At 65.8% G+C, this 15,884-nt stretch carries 16 protein-coding genes; 4 read left to right on the top strand and 12 right to left on the bottom strand.

Annotation, left to right across the window (positions count from 1 at the left end; translation table 11 throughout):
• Positions 1–221 precede the first annotated feature (221 nt).
• From I6F36_RS27275 to cobS, 6 genes are all read right to left on the bottom strand, one after another.
• Positions 222–629: a hypothetical protein gene (locus tag I6F36_RS27275; RefSeq protein ID WP_109141731.1), complete on the bottom strand. Its 408-nt coding sequence runs from the start codon at positions 627–629 to the stop codon at positions 222–224.
• Positions 630–744: 115 nt separating this feature from the next.
• Entirely contained in the window at positions 745–1,857 is a 1,113-nt protein-coding gene (locus I6F36_RS27270; RefSeq protein ID WP_036026261.1) for an NADH:flavin oxidoreductase/NADH oxidase, read from the bottom strand.
• Between the two features lie 205 nt (positions 1,858–2,062).
• Positions 2,063–3,031: a tripartite tricarboxylate transporter substrate binding protein gene (locus tag I6F36_RS27265; RefSeq protein ID WP_036026258.1), complete on the bottom strand. Its 969-nt coding sequence runs from the start codon at positions 3,029–3,031 to the stop codon at positions 2,063–2,065.
• 54 nt (positions 3,032–3,085) lie between these two features.
• A complete protein-coding gene (locus I6F36_RS27260; RefSeq protein ID WP_036014638.1) occupies positions 3,086–4,189 on the bottom strand; it encodes an esterase-like activity of phytase family protein in 1,104 nt (367 codons plus the stop codon).
• A complete protein-coding gene (gene cobT / locus I6F36_RS27255) occupies positions 4,186–6,087 on the bottom strand; it encodes a cobaltochelatase subunit CobT (protein ID WP_036026252.1) in 1,902 nt (633 codons plus the stop codon). Before cobT ends, I6F36_RS27260 begins: the two co-directional genes overlap by 4 nt.
• 141 nt (positions 6,088–6,228) lie before the next feature.
• The gene (gene cobS, locus I6F36_RS27250) at positions 6,229–7,227 is read right to left on the bottom strand and encodes a cobaltochelatase subunit CobS (RefSeq protein WP_036014642.1); all 999 of its coding nucleotides are present in this window, start codon (positions 7,225–7,227) and stop codon (positions 6,229–6,231) included.
• 294 nt (positions 7,228–7,521) lie between these two features.
• On the opposite strand from cobS, the gene I6F36_RS27245 reads away from it, so the two are divergent.
• Both I6F36_RS27245 and I6F36_RS27240 read left to right on the top strand, forming a co-directional pair.
• Positions 7,522–8,175: a DedA family protein gene (locus I6F36_RS27245; protein WP_036026250.1), complete on the top strand. Its 654-nt coding sequence runs from the start codon at positions 7,522–7,524 to the stop codon at positions 8,173–8,175.
• A gap of 140 nt (positions 8,176–8,315) precedes the next feature.
• Complete coding sequence (locus tag I6F36_RS27240; protein WP_225172542.1) at positions 8,316–9,215, top strand: EamA family transporter; 900 nt, start codon at positions 8,316–8,318, stop codon at positions 9,213–9,215.
• Here I6F36_RS27240 and I6F36_RS27235 read toward each other — a convergent pair.
• From I6F36_RS27235 to I6F36_RS27220, 4 genes are read right to left on the bottom strand one after another with little or no spacing between them, the layout of a single operon-like run.
• A complete protein-coding gene (locus I6F36_RS27235) occupies positions 9,212–9,694 on the bottom strand; it encodes a DUF1178 family protein (RefSeq protein ID WP_036014648.1) in 483 nt (160 codons plus the stop codon). The genes I6F36_RS27240 and I6F36_RS27235 overlap by 4 nt on opposite strands.
• A complete protein-coding gene (locus I6F36_RS27230; protein ID WP_225127131.1) occupies positions 9,691–10,569 on the bottom strand; it encodes a carbon-nitrogen hydrolase family protein in 879 nt (292 codons plus the stop codon). The genes I6F36_RS27235 and I6F36_RS27230 overlap by 4 nt, the downstream gene beginning before the upstream one ends.
• Positions 10,566–10,841: a glutaredoxin 3 gene (gene grxC / locus I6F36_RS27225; protein ID WP_036026245.1), complete on the bottom strand. Its 276-nt coding sequence runs from the start codon at positions 10,839–10,841 to the stop codon at positions 10,566–10,568. The genes I6F36_RS27230 and grxC overlap by 4 nt, the downstream gene beginning before the upstream one ends.
• A 34-nt stretch (positions 10,842–10,875) precedes the next feature.
• Positions 10,876–11,685: a ComF family protein gene (locus tag I6F36_RS27220; RefSeq protein WP_225127133.1), complete on the bottom strand. Its 810-nt coding sequence runs from the start codon at positions 11,683–11,685 to the stop codon at positions 10,876–10,878.
• Positions 11,686–11,749: 64 nt separating this feature from the next.
• Here I6F36_RS27220 and I6F36_RS27215 point away from each other — a divergent pair, with 64 nt between their 5' ends.
• The gene (locus I6F36_RS27215; RefSeq protein ID WP_225127166.1) at positions 11,750–12,598 is read left to right on the top strand and encodes a methyltransferase domain-containing protein; all 849 of its coding nucleotides are present in this window, start codon (positions 11,750–11,752) and stop codon (positions 12,596–12,598) included.
• Positions 12,599–12,718: 120 nt separating this feature from the next.
• Here the strand turns inward: I6F36_RS27215 and I6F36_RS27210 are convergent, their stop codons facing one another.
• A complete protein-coding gene (locus I6F36_RS27210; protein WP_036014656.1) occupies positions 12,719–13,129 on the bottom strand; it encodes a (deoxy)nucleoside triphosphate pyrophosphohydrolase in 411 nt (136 codons plus the stop codon).
• A gap of 137 nt (positions 13,130–13,266) precedes the next feature.
• On the opposite strand from I6F36_RS27210, the gene I6F36_RS27205 reads away from it, so the two are divergent.
• Positions 13,267–14,592, top strand: a complete 1,326-nt coding sequence (locus I6F36_RS27205) for a TadE/TadG family type IV pilus assembly protein (RefSeq protein ID WP_036014658.1) — start codon at positions 13,267–13,269, stop codon at positions 14,590–14,592.
• Positions 14,593–14,635: 43 nt separating this feature from the next.
• Here I6F36_RS27205 and argJ read toward each other — a convergent pair whose 3' ends face one another.
• Complete coding sequence (argJ, locus tag I6F36_RS27200) at positions 14,636–15,877, bottom strand: bifunctional glutamate N-acetyltransferase/amino-acid acetyltransferase ArgJ (RefSeq protein WP_225172541.1); 1,242 nt, start codon at positions 15,875–15,877, stop codon at positions 14,636–14,638.
• Positions 15,878–15,884: the final 7 nt, after the last annotated feature.

Genomic DNA, 15,884 nt, shown 5'->3' with positions numbered 1-15,884 from the left:
ATGTGTTGCAAAGATGAACTCTTCAAGACCAATGCGCGCGCAATGCTCCGAACGGCGCCCTGACCGGATGACGGGTTGACAGAGAGAGAGACGGTGCCGGGCAAGGCAGTTGCGGCAAGCCGAACCCTGCCGTGAACGACGGGCACTCGGAATTGCGAGCTTTTCCCGGCGGCTGTCCTTCGAGACGCCCGCTTCAGGCGGGCCCATCCTGACAAAGAGAGCTACTTACGCAGCCTGGCCTTGGCGCCGGCGACGATCTGCATGGTGACGCCGGCCATCCAGCCGACCAAGACGAGCCAGGTCCAGGCCATGTGCGGATCGAGCCGGAGCACGATCACGGCGACCGAGGCGAAGGCGGTGAGCGTGGCGGAGAGCGTGCCGGCGGCGCTCATGAGCTCGGCGGCGTCAATTTGGCTGTGCGCATCGTCGAAAGGCATCTGCGGCGTGTCGATGCCGAGATAGAAGCCGATGCCGCCGAGCAGCATCATCAGCAGCAGGAAGCCCTGCGTGGTGAGGGTGGGGATCGCCGAGCCGACATAGGCGCCGACGAACAATCCGCACGCGGCCCCCGCCATGGCAAGGCCAACGCGCTCGAACACATGGGCAGTTTTACGAAAACGAAAGCGCATGGCCAGCCTCCGCGAGGCGTTGAGTATGGAGAGGTTAGGCCAGTTTTGGGGGGCATGGAAGGTGAGGAGGTTTACGGATGCGTGAGGGGTGGCAGCGCGCGCACCCCACTCGCTCTCACCTCGCCCCGAACGTGGTCTTGCCGAACAGCGCCTTTTGCGTGGACGGCTGCGAGCGCCAATATTGCGGCGGCGCCTCGACCACGCCGCCGAGCTCGGCGGCGGCGTGCCAGCCCCAGCGCGGATCGTAGAGCAGGCCGCGGGCGAGCGCGACCATGTCGGCCTTGCCCGACGCGACGATCTCCTCCGCGTGCTTCGACTCGGTGATCAGGCCGACGGCAATCGTGGGCAGGCCGGTTTCGCGCTTGATCGCCTCTGCAAACTGCACCTGATAGCCGGGGCCGAGCGGAATCTTCTGCAGCGGCGAGACGCCGCCGGACGATGCATCGATCCAGTCGACGCCGCGCGCCTTCAGCGCGTTCGCGAATTCGATGGTCTGTGCCAGATCCCAGCCGCCCTCGACCCAATCGGTCGACGACACCCGCATGCCGACCGGCTTGTCGGCGGGGAACGCGGCGCGCACCACGTCGAACACCTCCAGCGGAAAGCGCATGCGGTTCGCGAGGCTACCGCCATATTCGTCGGTGCGCTTGTTGGAGATCGGCGACAGGAATTGATGCAAGAGATAACCATGCGCGCCATGGACCTCGATGGCGTCGATACCGAGCCGCGCGGCGCGCTCGGTCGAATGGACGAAGGCCTCGCGGATGCGCTTCAGGCCTGCCGCATCCAGCGCCAGCGGGGCGGCCTCGCCCTCCTTGTGCGGCACCGCCGACGGCCCGACCGTCTGCCAGCCGCCCTGCCCTTCCGGAATCAATTGGCCGCCGTCCCAGGGGCGCGCGCTCGAGGCCTTGCGGCCGGCATGGGCGAGTTGCATCGCGATCGCGGTGGAGGAATGCTTGCGCACCGAATGCAGGATCGGCTTCAGCGCGGCCTCGCAGGCGTCGCTGTAGAGCCCGAGGCAGCCCGGCGTGATACGGCCGATCGCCTCGACATGCGTCGCCTCGATGCAGAACATCGCCGCGCCCGACAGGCTGAGATTGTTGATGTGGGTGAAGTGCCAGTCGGTGGCGACGCCGTCATCGGCCGAATATTGGCACATCGGCGACACCACGAGGCGGTTCTTCAACGTCAGGCCGCGCAGCTTGATCGGGGAAAACAGGGCGCTCATGCGAGGGTCCGGGGCTGGAGAAATGGAAGCGATTGCATGAAGTTTAGTGGGTGGGCGGCGAATTGCCAGCCGCACGGGCAGCATGGCGACCAGCAGCGGCATGCATTGCGCTGGAGATGCCGCGGCGAACATGTCTCCCTATTGTCGTCCCGGATCCGCGCTTCGCTTGTCCGGGACGATGGAGGAATGCGGGCGTAACCCGCCCCTACGGCTTGATGCCGGCGGCCTTGATCAGCTCCTGATTGGCCGCCAGCTCGCGCTTGACGAGGTCGTCCATCTCGGCGGGCTTCATCGGCCTCGGTTCGAGCCCGAGCTTTGTCAGGCTCACCTGCGTCGCCGACGTGGCCAGGACTTTCTCGGCGGCCGCGTGCAGCTTGTCGACGACCTCGCGCGGGGTCTTCGCCGGCACGAACACGCCGAACCAGATCTCGCTGTCGGCGTCCTTCAAGCCGATCTCGGCCGGCGTCGGCACATCGGGCAGCTCGGCAACGCGCTTCGATGTCGAGACCACCAGCGCGCGCACTTGGCCCTCGCGGATCAGCGGCAGCGCGGTCGCCAGCGGGCAGAAATACAGATCGATGCGCCCACCGAGAATGTCGGCGATCACTTCCGGGCCGGCGCGATACGGCACATGAATAGCCTCGATGCCGGCGGCGTAGCGGAACTTCTCGCTCGAGATGTGCACGGCGCTGCCGATGCCGACCGAGCCGAACGAGATCGAACCGGGCTTTGCCTTGGCAGCGGCGATGAAGTCCTGGATGGTTCTCCAAGGGCGCTCCTTCGGCACGATCATCACATTGGCACCGGATCCGATCATGAACACCGAGGCGAGATCGCGGCTGGGGTCGAAGCTCGCATTCGGGAACATCAGGGGCGCAATGGTCAGCGCCGACGACTGGGCGAGCAGGCTGTAACCATCGGGATCGGACTTCGCCACCGCCGCCGAACCGACCACACCGCCGCCGCCGGCGCGGTTTTCGATCACGATCGGCTGACCGAGTTCGGCGGAGAGATGCTCGAACACCAGCCGCGGCACCACGTCCGCCGCGCTGCCCGGACCGAACGGAATGGTCGCCTTGATCAGTCGCGCCGGCCAGTCTTGTGCCTGGACTTGTGTTGCAGCGGCGATCCAGAAGGACGCATATAGACAAAACACGCGAAGGAACCTGGTCATCGAAATCTCCGGTCGACTCTCGCGATCGCTGCAAGAACCGTTCCGGCGCGATCTCTACTCCGCCAGCGTGAATTGCAGCAGCAGGGTTCGCTGCAGCATCGAGAAATTGTCGTCGGAGATCAGGGTCAGCACCGTCTCGCCGTCGGCGGTGACGTGGGCGTCGATGCCTTCCATGTTGTCGATCTCGTGGCCGAGATCGGCGGCGAACAGCGTCAGGCCGTCGACGACGGCGCCCGGCGCGATTCCCTTCAGCGGGATCGCGCGGATGCGGATGTTGACGCCGGTGAACCAGGAAAATTTACGTTCGAGGATGAGCAGATCGCCCGAGGGCAGCAGCACCGCGTCGCTGATGTCGAAATTCTCCGAGCGCCGCACGCTGAATTGGCCGGGCGTCGAGCCGCCGATCAGGAAAGCGAGGAGGTTGCCGTCGGCATCGAGCCCGCGCTCGGAAAAGGCGATCAGCGTGCCCGCGAGCGGCTGGGCCTGGCTCTTGCCCGGTCCCTGCGCTTTGGGCACGACGACCATCGCCTCCAGCCCCTTGTTGTAGGGCAGCTTGCGCAAGGCCGGCGGGACGGCGATCACTTCGCCGCGGGCGCCGGTAGCACCCTTGGCGAAATCATAGCGCAGGATCTGGTTGACGCGTTCGAGCCCGACATAGACGAGGTTGCCGTCGCGCGCGAGCGACTCGGTATCGTACCAGAGCCGCTTCTCGGTGATCGGCCGCCCGTCGGCGCCCAGCACCGGCGCGGCCTCGACGTCGGCGAGCCCAATCATCTCGCGGCCGGAATAGCGGATGCTGCCGGTGAACCAGCCGCCCTGATCGGAGATCGCGAGAAAGCGCTCGCCCTTGCCGTCGAGGAAGCGGAGGCCCGACAGCCCGCCGAAGCCGCGATAGGGCGAGGTCAGCACCAGGCCGCTGCGAAAATCCAGCGAGCCGAAGCGCGTGCGCGAGCGGTCGCGCGGCTCGAAATTGGCAATGCTACGCGCGTTGACCTCGACGCTGACCGGCGCGGTGACGGCATGCTCGAGCTGGAGGGCGCGCGGCGGCGGCTCGGTCTTGGGCTGCAGCTGCGCCTGCGCCAAGCGCGGCAACGCGAGAGTGGAAAATCCCGCCGCCGCGAGGCTGACGAAGCTGCGGCGGGATGGATGCGTGCTCACGAATGCAATTTGCGTCGCGGGCGACCGGCCGCTTGCGTTGGCGCCGTGTTGGTCTCGCTGAAGAGCTCGGCAAGCTTTTCGGTGATCGCGCCGCCGAGTTCTTCCGCGTCCACGATGGTCACCGCGCGGCGATAATAGCGCGTCACGTCATGGCCGATGCCGATCGCGATCAGCTCGACCGGCGAGCGGGTCTCGATCTCCTCGATGATGTGGCGCAGATGCCGCTCGAGATAATTGCCCGGATTGACCGACAACGTGGAATCGTCGACCGGCGCGCCGTCCGAGATCATCATCAGGATCTTGCGCTGCTCGGGCCGGCCGAGCAGGCGCTTGTGCGCCCAGTCCAGCGCCTCGCCGTCGATGTTCTCCTTCAAGAGGCCCTCGCGCATCATCAGGCCCAGGTTTTTCCGCGCACGACGCCACGGGGCGTCCGCGGACTTGTAGATGATGTGGCGGAGATCGTTGAGGCGGCCGGGATTGGCCGGCTTGCCGGCGGCAAGCCATGCCTCGCGCGATTGCCCGCCCTTCCAGGCCCGCGTGGTGAAGCCGAGAATCTCGACCTTGACGCCGCAACGCTCCAGCGTGCGCGCGAGGATGTCGGCACAGGTCGCGGCGACCGTGATCGGGCGGCCGCGCATGGAGCCGGAATTGTCGAGCAGCAGCGTCACTACGGTGTCGCGGAACGTCGCCTCCTTCTCGTGCATGAAGGACAGCGGGTGATAGGGATCGGTGACGACGCGCGACAGCCGCGCAGGGTCGAGGATGCCCTCCTCGAGATCGAACTCCCAGGCGCGATTCTGCTGCGCCATCAGGCGGCGCTGCAGCCGGTTGGCGAGACGGGCGACGATGCCCTGCAGATGTGCGAGCTGCTTGTCGAGATAGGCGCGCAGCCGCTCCAGCTCGTCATGGTCGCAGAGATCCTCGGCGGCGATGACCTCATCGAACTTGGGCGCGAAGGCGTGATATTCCGGCCCACGCGGCTCGTTCCTGCCGTGCTGGTTCGGGCGCGTCGCCTCGCCCGGCGTCTCGTCATCACCGAGCTCGCCATCGTCGAAGGTGTCGGAGGTGGAGGCCTGCGCGCTTTCCATCGCGCTCTCGCTCATCTCCTCGCTGGTTGCCTGCGCCTGGTCGGCGCTCATTTCCTGCGCGGCGTCGGAATCGGGCGAGCCTTCGGCGCCGGACTGGTCGTTGTCGCCGTCCTGGTTCTCCTCGTTCTCGTCATTGTCTTCGCTGTCGGCGTTGCGCTCGTCGCCGAGCTCGAGTGCCGACAGCAGGTCATGCACGGCATCGCCGAACTTGGTCTGATCCTCGAGCACGCCGTCGAGCCGATCGAGCCGCTTGCCGATCTTGTCTTCGAGGATCGGTCGCCAGAGATCGACCATCTTCTTGGCCGCCGTCGGCGGCGCCATGCCGGTGAGGCGCTCGCGCACCAGCATCGCCAGCGCGTCCGCCAGCGGCGCGTCGGCGCGGTCGGTGATCTCGTCGAACTTGCCGCGGTGGAAATGGTCGTCGAGCATCGCGGTGAGGTTCTTGGCAACGCCCGCCATGCGGCGCGCGCCGATCGCCTCGACGCGGGCCTGCTCCACCGCCTCGAACACGCCGCGCGCCTGCGGATTGCCGGGCATCAGCTTGCGGTGAACCTTGGGATCGTGACAGGCGATCTTGAGCGCGATGGAATCGGCATGGCCGCGCACGATCGCGGCGTCACGCTTCGTCATCTTGCGCGCGGGCTCGGGCAGCCGCGCCTTGCCGGGCGCAAGTCCCGGGCGCTCGGCCGCGAAGGAGACGTCGAGCTCGGGCGCCTTTGCGATCGCCTTCAGACAGGAGGCGACCGAGCGCTTGAACGGCTCGGTCGGTGCTTCCTTGTTGCTGCGGAATTTGGAGTTGGAGGTGGTCATCTGACCCTATCTGTCGTCCCGGCGAAGGCCGGGACCATAACCACCGGCCGCTCTTGTGTCAGGAAACTATCAGCGTCGCTTCAATCGAGACATCACGCGGTATGGGTCCCGGCCTTCGCCGGGACGACACACCGTGAGAGATCAGCTCAGCGCGACGTTGATTGCCGATTCCGGCAGCTCGGCATTGAAGCAGCGCTGGTAGAACTCGGCGACCAGGGGCCGTTCGAGCTCGTCGCATTTGTTGAGGAAGGTGACGCGGAAGGCGAAGCCGATATCGCCGAAGATGTCGGAGTTTTCCGCCCAGGTGATCACCGTGCGCGGGCTCATCACCGTCGACAGATCGCCATTGGCGAAGGCGTTGCGGGTGAGGTCGGCGAGGCGCACCATTTTGTTGACGATGTCGCGGCCCTCCTGGGTGCGATAGTGCTTGGCCTTGGCCAGCACGATCTCGACTTCCTCGTCGTGGCTGAGATAGTTCAGCGTGGTGACGATCGACCAGCGGTCCATCTGGCCCTGGTTGATCTGCTGGGTGCCGTGATAGAGGCCCGAGGTGTCGCCGAGGCCGACGGTGTTGGCGGTGGCGAACAGCCGGAACGCCGGATGCGGCTTGATCACCTTGTTCTGGTCCAAGAGCGTCAGGCGGCCCGAAACCTCCAGCACGCGCTGGATCACGAACATGACGTCCGGGCGGCCGGCGTCGTATTCGTCGAACACCAGCGCGACGTTGTTCTGCAGCGCCCAGGGCAGGATGCCGTCGCGGAATTCGGTGACCTGCTTGCCGTCGCGGACCACGATCGAGTCCTTGCCGACGAGGTCGATACGGCTGATGTGGCTGTCGAGGTTGACGCGCACGCAGGGCCAGTTCAGACGTGCCGCGACCTGCTCGATATGGGTGGATTTGCCGGTGCCGTGATAGCCGGTCACCATCACGCGGCGGTTCCTGGCAAAGCCCGCGAGAATGGCCAGCGTGGTGGCGCGGTCGAAGCGGTAATCGGAATCCACTTCGGGCACATGAGGATCGACTTCGGAATAGGCCGGGACTTCGAGATCACTGTCGATCCCGAACACCTGGCGCACCGACACCTTCATGTCGGGCAGGCCGGAAACTTCCTCAACTTTGGACAGGGCGGCGGTCGTCATCAATCCTCCGAGGTCCCGGGCGGTCCCGAAACCGGTTATTCGCACGTTGGCTGCGGCTGGGTGCTGAAAATCAACCTATCAGAGACAACGAGCCGGCAGAAGCCCGCCCACCAATCAAAGTTCCGTTGTCTTTTCATTTAGATAGGCAAGGAACGCAGTTTTTGGAGGGCTGCCTTGCGAATCACGCCGAAATTCGGGCGGGTCGGCCCCAATCCGTGCGAATGGTACTTTGGCCGTATGCAGTTACTTATGTAGGGTCCGAAGTCCTCATGCTCCAGCCCTTCAAGAGACGACGTGACGTCCTTCCTCGATCCCCTCATCGCCTTCGTTTCCGCCCATGCGTGGCTGGCCTATCTGACCCTGTTCCTGGCGGCGCTGCTCGAAGCCGTTCCGGTGGTGGGATCGGTGATCCCCGGCTCGACCATCATCCTGGCGCTGAGCGCCCTGATCCCCGGCGGCGAATTGCAGCTGCCATGGGTGCTCTTGGCGGCCGCAACTGGTGCCGTACTCGGCGACGGGGCGGCCTATTGGATCGGGCACAGGCGGCAGCGCGAGATCCTCAACACCTGGCCGCTGACCAATTATCCACGCGTGGTCGCGGAGAGCGAAAACTTCTTCAACCGCTTCGGCACCTGGGCCGTGTTCTTCGCCCGCTTCGTGCCGCCGATCCGCGCCTTCGTGCCCGTGACCGCCGGCGCGCTGGGCATGGCGCCCACGAAATTCTATGCCGTGAACATCCCGGCGATCCTGGCCTGGGCGCCCGCCCATGTGCTGCCGGGCGTCTTGGCCGTGTCGGCCCTGCATGAATATGCCGGGCTGCATCATCATGCGCATGTCGGCAAGCACATCTGGATGCTGACCGTTGCAGGGGTTGCGATCGTGCTGGGCGTGGGGATGTGGATCTATCGCCGACGGTATGGCGGCGCGACGGCCAAGCCGCAGGTTTAGGCAGACGCTACATCACAACCGTCGTCCCTGCGTTCGCAGGCACCGAGTTTGTGCGAGAGCATCGCACCCATGACATCCGTGTGATTGACCTGCTCCACCGCTAGCGGCACGTTGGCCCGGATCCTCGCGCCCGCCACCCCATGTTCACCATCGCCAGCCTCTGGATTCCCTTCACCATCGTTGCCGCGCTCGGGCAGGTCGCGCGCAATGCGATGCAGCAGTCGTTGACGAAGCCGCTGGGGACCTGGGGCGCGACCAATATCCGCTTCCTGTTCGGCTTTCCGTTCTCGCTGCTGTTCCTGGGGCTGGTGCTGCTCGCGACCGGCGATCATCTGAGCCCGCCGCCAGCCGTGTTCTGGCCATGGCTGCTGTTGGGCGCGCTCAGCCAGATCGTCGCCACCGGGCTGATGCTGCTCGCGATGAACGACCGCTCGTTTGTCGTGACGACGGCCTACCTGAAGACCGAGGCGATCCAGACCGCGATATTCGGCTTCGTCTTCCTCGGCGATCACCTGACCTGGCTGAAGGTGCTCGCGATCATGATCGCCACCGTCGGCGTCGTCATCACCGCGCTCCGCCCCGGCGGCGACAAGAGCTTTGCCGAGCTGAAGCCGACCATCACCGGCCTCGTTGCCGCGGCGGCCTTCGCGCTGTCAGCGGTCGGCTTTCGCGGCGCCATCATCAATGTGCCCGACGTGTCCTTCGTGACCGCGGCGTCAATTACGCTGGCGCTCGGCCTGTTCGTGCAGACGCTGGTGCTGACGATCTACCTGCTCTGGCGCGCGCCGGACGTGCTCCGAGGAATCCTCAGGTTATGGCGACCGTCGATGCTCGCCGGCTTCATCGGCGCCTTCGCTTCGCAATTCTGGTTCCTCGCCTTTGCACTGACGGCGGCCGCCAACGTCCGCACACTCGCGCTGATCGAGGTGCTGTTCGCGCAAGCCGTGGCGTATTACTCGTTCAAGCAGCCGATCGCGCCGCGCGAGCTTGCAGGCATTGCGCTGATTGTCCTGGGCGTCGCTGTGCTGGTGGGAGCTTAATTCCGGTCTTCCGGCAGCGTCGGCAGCGGTGAGACCTCGATGCCTTCGTCGATCAGCGACTTCGCCTCTTCGGGCGAGGCTTCGCCATAGATTGGGCGGTGCTCCTTGTCGCCGTAATGCATGGCGCGGGCTTCGTTGGCGAAGCGCTCACCGACATTGTCGGCGTTCTTGACGATGTGGTCGCGCAGCTCTTTCAGCTTGGCGCGCAGCTCGCGCTCCTGCGCCATCAGCAGCGAGGTCGGCCCTGACGGCGCAGCCTCGGGTGTGGTCGCGGCCACGGGCTCCGGCGGCGGCGTGGCGCGGCCGCGCCCCTTCTTGCCGACGATGCGCGGCGCCATGATCGCCTTGTCGACCTTGGCTGAGCCGCAGATCGGGCAGGTCACGAGCTTGCGCTTCACCTGCGAATCATAGGCCGACGAGCTCTGGAACCAACTTTCGAAGGCGTGATTGCGGTCGCAGTGGAGCGCGTAGCGGATCATGCCGAGCCCCGCACGAGGTGCAAATGGTCCGGCCCGGCCTTGGGATCGGAGACGCCGAAGCGGCGGCCGTGCTGGAGCGAGGGAATCGCCCGGCGCGCGGTCTCGACCTTGGCCGGGTCGATCCTGGCCATGATGATGCCCGGCTCGACATCGCCTTCGGCGAGGATCTCGCCCCAAGGATCGACGATCAGCGAATGCCCGTAGGTCTCGCGCTTGTTCTCGTGGGTGCCGGCCTGCGCCGCGGCGAAGACGAAGCAGCCGGTCTCGATCGCACGGGCTCGCAGCAGCACGTGCCAATGCGCTTCACCGGTCTTGCGGGTGAAGGCGGACGGCACGGTGATGAAATAGGCGCCGCTTTCTGCGAGCGCACGGTACAGCGCCGGGAAGCGCAGATCGTAGCAGATCGTCAAGCCGATGCGGCCCCAGGGCAGATCCGAGATCACGGCGGTCTCGCCCGGCTGGTAATTGGCGGATTCGCGATAGCTCTCGCCGTCCGGCAGCTCGATGTCGAACATGTGGATCTTGTCGTAGCTCGCGAGCACATTGCCCTCGGGCCCGATCAGGAAGGAGCGGTTGACCGCCTTCTCCGGCGAGAAGCGCAGCGCCAGCGAGCCGACATGGAGGTGGATCTTCAGCTCCGCCGCGAGCGCCCGGTAGGCCTTCAGCGAGGCGTCGTCCTCTTCGCTCTGGAGGTGCTCGAACAGCGCCTTGCGGTTCAGCTGCATCATGTTGCTGACTTCGGGTGTCTGCACGTAATCGGCGCCATCGGCCGCAGCCTGCCGGATCAGCTTCGTAGCCTGCTCGAGGCTCGGCCCGGGCATCAGGCCGGTGCGCATCTGCACCATGGCGGCCGTGAACGTGCGGTTCTCGCTCATGATACCGCCTTCACGCTTTCGAGCATGCCATCGAGCTTGCCTTCGCGATCGAGCGCATAGAGGTCGTCACAGCCGCCGACATGGGTGCCGCCGATCCAGATCTGCGGGAAGGTCGAGCCCTGGCCGGCGCGGCCGTACATTTCCTGGCGCCAGGACGGGTTCTTGGCGACGTCGAATTCGGTGAAGGTCGCCTTCTTGCGGGTCAGCAGTGACTTGGCGGCGGAACAATAGCCGCAGCCCGGCCGGGTGTAGATCTCGACAGCAGCAGTCATTCGTCTGGCGCTCTCATGTCATGAATTCATTGAATTATATGGGACGGGGCCCGCTCTCGACAACCCGGGCAAAGACCAGCACGTCGACCTGGGCCGCCTTGGCGCGGAGCAGGGCCCGCGCGCAGGTGTCGAGCGTAGCCCCTGACGTCAGGACATCGTCGATCAGGACAACGCGGCGGCCCTGGATCTCGGCCTGACGGTCGGGAGATACCTGAAATGCGCCCTGCACATTGGTGGCGCGCTGGGCCCGCGACAGGCCGATCTGCTGCTCGGTGGCGCGCACCCGCCGCAGCACGTCGCCCCGCACCTTGATCCCGCTCTGCCGCTCGATGACACGCGCGAGCGCGCCCGACTGGTTGTAACGGCGCCGCCAGGCCCGCCGCCAATGCAGGGGCACGGGCACCAGCATGTCGGCGCCGGTCAGCAACTCGCGGCCCGCGCGCGCCATCCAACGGCCCATGGCCGGTGCCAGATCGGTACGGTCCTGATATTTCAGCGCATGCACCAGCGTGCGCGCGACGTCGTCGTAGCGTACCGCCGCGCGGGCGCGCTGGTAGGTCGGCGGGCTCGCGATCGCCTCCATCGACAGCATCTCGGGGCCGGGGTCGTAAACGAAGGGAATGCCGAGCCGCGGGCAATAGGGCCGCTCGATGAACGACAGCCGCGCCCAGCAGGAAGCGCAAACGCCCTCGCCATCGACCGGCTCCCGGCACGATACGCACTGTGTCGGCAGGGCGATGTCGAGCGCGAGCCGCGCCGCCCGCGCCAGCACGTGGCGGCCGGCCGTCCACGCGCTCCGCAGCGGTGCGGCGATGGAACGGATGGGGGGAGCGTCGGCTTCCATGTGGGGAGGCTAACGCTGCACGCAGCGGATTGCCAGAACTGTGGAGATCGGCGTAACCAGCGGCATGGTCCGGACCGCTCAAATCCCGCCCGCCTTGTTTGATCGTGCCTTGCTGCAGAGGCGGCAGCAGCGCGCCCAGGCCCAAGGCGCGGTCACATTCCTGCTCGAGCGGGTCGCCGAGGACATGTCCGACCGCTTGGCAGCGGTGATGCGGGAGTTTCAAGCTCCCGCCGACCTCTGGACGCCCGGCGCGGGACTGGCGGCGTTGCGCACGCGGCTTCCCTCCATCGAACACATCGCGCTCGACGCGGCCGGCGCGGAGAAGTTGCCCCTCGCGCCTGAGAGCCTCGATCTCGTCGTCTCGGCGCTGGCGCTGCAATACGTCAACGACCTGCCGGGTGTGCTCGCGCAAATCCGCCGGGCACTCAAGCCGGACGGGCTGCTGCTTGCTGCCATGATCGGCGGCGACAGCCTCACCGAGCTGCGGCAGGCCTTTGCCGCGGCGGAAGCCGAATGCGAGGGCGGTGTGTCGCCGCGCGTGGCGCCGTTCGCTGACCTTCGCGACATCGGTGCGCTATTGCAGCGGGCGGGCTTTGCGCTGCCGGTGACCGACGTCGACCGTGTCGTGGTGCGCTATGCCAATGCGTTCGCCTTGATGCAGGATCTCCGCCGCATGGGTGCGGCCAACGTGCTGATCGAGCGGCGGCGGACACCGACGCGCCGCGCGACGCTGCTGCGCATGGCCGAGATCTACGCCGAGCGTTTTGCCGATGCCGACGGCCGCATCCGCGCGACCTTCGACATCGTCTGGCTCTCGGGCTGGGCTCCGCATGCGAGCCAGCAGCAGCCGCTGAAGCCGGGGTCGGCGAAAGCGAGCCTGGCGGAGGCGGTGAAGAAGGCGGGGAAGGAGTGATCTTTCTCTTCCGTCATGGCCGGGCTTGTCCCGGCCATCCACGTCTTTCAGGCTGGCACGAAGGCCGTGGATGCCCGGGACAAGCCCGGGCATGACGCCAGAGAGCGGCACCCTTCGACCTCACATCAACAAATCGATCAGATGCGGGATCAGCGGAATGTCCGCGGGCGGCATCGGGTAATCGCGCAGCTTGTTGGCGCGGACCCAGGCAAGGTTCTGGCCCTCGCGTGCGGTGACCAACCCCTCCCAGCGCCGGCAGATATAGAGCGGCATCAGCAGATGGAAGGTCTCGTAACCGTAGCTGGCGAAGGTCAGCGGCGCGAGGCACGGCTCGGCGACGTTGATGCCGAGCTCCTCATGAAGCTCCCGGATCAGGCTCTGCTCCGGCCGCTCGCCCGGCTCGAGCTTGCCGCCGGGGAATTCCCACAGGCCGGCCAGGGCCTTTCCTTCCGGGCGCTGCGCGATCAGGACGCGTTTGTCGGCGTCGACGAGCGCGCAGGCCACCACCAGTGTCAGTTTGAGATCGGCCATGCGCGTCTGTCGCTCGCTGAGATCGTTTGCAACGGTTTGTTAACCTCGTTGCAGTCTACGTTTCCAAGGTCACCATAAGTCATATTTAATCCGCAGTTCCTAGAGTGGGAACTCTTTAAACCACTCCAGGCCACCTCATGCGCGCTGCGCCTTCGGTTCTCGTCCGCCGGTTCGTCCACGACCGGAGCGGCAATATCGCGGTGATTTTCGCGCTCGCCTGCGTTCCCCTGATCAGTGCGGTCGGCTGCGCCATCGACTATTCGCGCGCGACGATGATCCGGTCCAAGCTTCAGGCCGCGGCGGATGCCGCCAGTGTCGGTTCGATCGCCAAGGCTTCGCCCGCCTTCAAGGCCGCCGGCAACATGACTGCGGACGGCTCGATTTCGGTCGGCATCACGGACGCCACGAACATTTTTAATGCCAATCGCGCCAGTCAGTCCGGCTACACGCTGACCGGCCTCACGCCGACCGTGGTCAAGTCCGGCTCGACCGTCACCGCGACGGTTTCGTTCACCGCAACTTTGAACACCATGTTCCTCGGCGTGATCGGCAAGTCGGTGCTGACGTTGAGCGGCACGTCGAAGGCGACGGCCAGCATGCCGCTCTATATCGATTTCTACCTGCTGCTGGACAATTCGCCGTCGATGGGCGTCGGTGCGACCCCGGCCGACGTGCAGAAGATGGTCAACAACACGTCGGACAAGTGCGCTTTCGCCTGCCACGATCTCAAGGACAAGAACAACTATTACGACCTTGCCAAGAAGCTTGGCGTGACCACCCGGATCGACGTGCTTCGGAGCGCCACCGAGTCCTTGATGGATACGGCAAACGCCACCGAGACCTATTCAAACCAGTTCAGAATGGCGATCTATGATTTCGGCGGCTCTGCAAGTTCGCTCGGCCTGCGCAGTCTGTTTTCGTTGTCGGCCTCTCTCTCCAGCGCCAAGGCGGCGGCCGGCAAGATCGACTTGATGTCGGTGAACGGCCAGAACGAGAATCACGATCAAGATACCCCATTCACCGCGGTCTTTCCCGCGATCAACGGCGAGATCAGCTCCCCCGGAAGCGGCACGTCGGCCAGTCCGCTCAAGTATCTGTTCTTCGTGTCCGACGGCGTGGCCGATGAGAGCAACACCGGATGCCTGAAACCGCTCTCGGGCAGCACGCGGTGCCAGTCGCCGCTCAACCCTGCGCTTTGCAAGACGATGAAGGATCGCGGCGTCAAGGTCGCGGTGTTGTACACGACGTATCTCGCGCTGCCGACCAACCCCTGGTACATGAAGTGGATCGATCCATTCAATGCCGGCCCCTATGGCCCGTCGCCGAACAGCCAGATCGCACAGAACATGCAGAGCTGCGCTTCGCCGGGCCTGTATTTCGAGGTCAGCCCGACGCAAGGCATCGCGGACGCCATGAACGCGCTGTTCAAGAAGGCGGTCGCGGACGCGCGGATCTCCGGATGAGGGCGCTCACCTCTCCCCGTAAGAACGGAGAGAGGGAGAAGGCCTACGACCTGTAGTCCCCGTTGATCGCCACATATTCCTTGGTGAGGTCGCAGGTCATGACGCGGTCGCGGCCTTTGCCGAGGCCGAGCGAGACCAGAATCGCGATCTCCGGCGCCTTCATCGCTTCCGACACCTGCGCTTCGTCATAATCGGGATCGCGCGCGCCGCGCTTGGCGACGCGGATGCCGTTGAACGAGATCGACAGCTTGTCGCGATCGGCCGGCTCGCCGGCCTTGCCGACTGCCATCACCACGCGGCCCCAATTTGCGTCTTCGCCCGCGATCGCGGTCTTCACCAGCGGTGAGTTCGCGATCGACATCGCGATCTTGCGGGCGGAGGCCTTGGTCTTGGCGCCCTCGACGGTGATCTCGACCAGCTTGCGCGCGCCTTCGCCGTCGCGGGCGACCTGCTCGGCGAGATTGGCGAGCACCTGGTTGAACGCCTTGACGAAGGCCTTCAGGCACGGGTCGCTGGCGCGGCTGATCTTCGGCGCGCCGTGCTCGGCGGCGGCGCCGGTCGCAAACGCCAGCAGCGTGTCGGAGGTCGAGGTGTCGCCGTCGATGGTCACGGCGTTGAACGTGTCCTCGACGCCGCTCTTGAGCAGCGCCTGCAGCGCGGCGGGCGCGATCGGCGCGTCAGTGAAGATGAAGGACAGCATCGTCGCCATGTCGGGCGCGATCATGCCGGCGCCCTTGGCCATGCCGTTGATGGTGACCTTGGCCTTACCGAGCTTGACTGTCGCGGTCGCCACTTTCGGGAAGGTGTCGGTGGTCATGATCGCCTTGGCCGCGGCGAGGTAATCGCCGGGCTCGGCGGCTTCGGCGAGGCGGCCGAGCACGCCGTCGAACTTGGTGGCATCCAGCGGCTCGCCGATCACCCCGGTCGAGGCCAGGAAGATCTCGCTCTCGCTGCAGCCGACCGCCTTGGCCGCGATCTTCGCCGTCAGCGCGGTGGAGGCGCGGCCGGTCTTGCCGGTGAAGGCGTTGGCATTGCCGGAATTGACCACCAGCGCGCGCGCCTTGCCGCCCTTCAGCTTGGCGCGGCACCATTCCACCGGGGCCGAGGGACACTTCGACCTGGTGAAGACGCCGGCGACGGCAGTGCCCTTGTCCATCACCGCGAGCAGCACGTCGGTACGGTTCTTGTAGCGGATGCCGGCTTCAGCCGTCGCCAGACGGATGCCCGCGATCACGGGCATATCAGGGACGGTTTTGGGGGCGAGCGGAGAGACGGAGGAGGACATCGCGGGC

Source organism: Bradyrhizobium sp. BRP19 (assembly GCF_020194195.1).
GTDB lineage: Bacteria > Pseudomonadota > Alphaproteobacteria > Rhizobiales > Xanthobacteraceae > Bradyrhizobium > Bradyrhizobium yuanmingense.
Note: the sequence above shows the minus strand (reverse complement) of the source record. Positions and strands in the feature narration are given on the sequence as shown.

What these genes read in the sequence shown, in the direction of transcription:
- I6F36_RS27275 (WP_109141731.1), bottom strand. Translation starts at nt 629, where the DNA reads ATGCGCTTTCGTTTTCGTAAAACTGCCCATGTGTTCGAGCGCGTTGGC.
- I6F36_RS27270 (WP_036026261.1), bottom strand. Translation starts at nt 1,857, where the DNA reads ATGAGCGCCCTGTTTTCCCCGATCAAGCTGCGCGGCCTGACGTTGAAG.
- I6F36_RS27265 (WP_036026258.1), bottom strand. Translation starts at nt 3,031, where the DNA reads ATGACCAGGTTCCTTCGCGTGTTTTGTCTATATGCGTCCTTCTGGATC.
- cobT (WP_036026252.1), bottom strand. Translation starts at nt 6,087, where the DNA reads ATGACCACCTCCAACTCCAAATTCCGCAGCAACAAGGAAGCACCGACC.
- cobS (WP_036014642.1), bottom strand. Translation starts at nt 7,227, where the DNA reads ATGACGACCGCCGCCCTGTCCAAAGTTGAGGAAGTTTCCGGCCTGCCC.
- I6F36_RS27240 (WP_225172542.1), top strand. Translation starts at nt 8,316, where the DNA reads ATGTTCACCATCGCCAGCCTCTGGATTCCCTTCACCATCGTTGCCGCG.
- I6F36_RS27235 (WP_036014648.1), bottom strand. Translation starts at nt 9,694, where the DNA reads ATGATCCGCTACGCGCTCCACTGCGACCGCAATCACGCCTTCGAAAGT.
- I6F36_RS27230 (WP_225127131.1), bottom strand. Translation starts at nt 10,569, where the DNA reads ATGAGCGAGAACCGCACGTTCACGGCCGCCATGGTGCAGATGCGCACC.
- grxC (WP_036026245.1), bottom strand. Translation starts at nt 10,841, where the DNA reads ATGACTGCTGCTGTCGAGATCTACACCCGGCCGGGCTGCGGCTATTGT.
- I6F36_RS27220 (WP_225127133.1), bottom strand. Translation starts at nt 11,685, where the DNA reads ATGGAAGCCGACGCTCCCCCCATCCGTTCCATCGCCGCACCGCTGCGG.
- I6F36_RS27215 (WP_225127166.1), top strand. Translation starts at nt 11,750, where the DNA reads ATGGTCCGGACCGCTCAAATCCCGCCCGCCTTGTTTGATCGTGCCTTG.
- I6F36_RS27210 (WP_036014656.1), bottom strand. Translation starts at nt 13,129, where the DNA reads ATGGCCGATCTCAAACTGACACTGGTGGTGGCCTGCGCGCTCGTCGAC.
- I6F36_RS27205 (WP_036014658.1), top strand. Translation starts at nt 13,267, where the DNA reads ATGCGCGCTGCGCCTTCGGTTCTCGTCCGCCGGTTCGTCCACGACCGG.
- argJ (WP_225172541.1), bottom strand. Translation starts at nt 15,877, where the DNA reads ATGTCCTCCTCCGTCTCTCCGCTCGCCCCCAAAACCGTCCCTGATATG.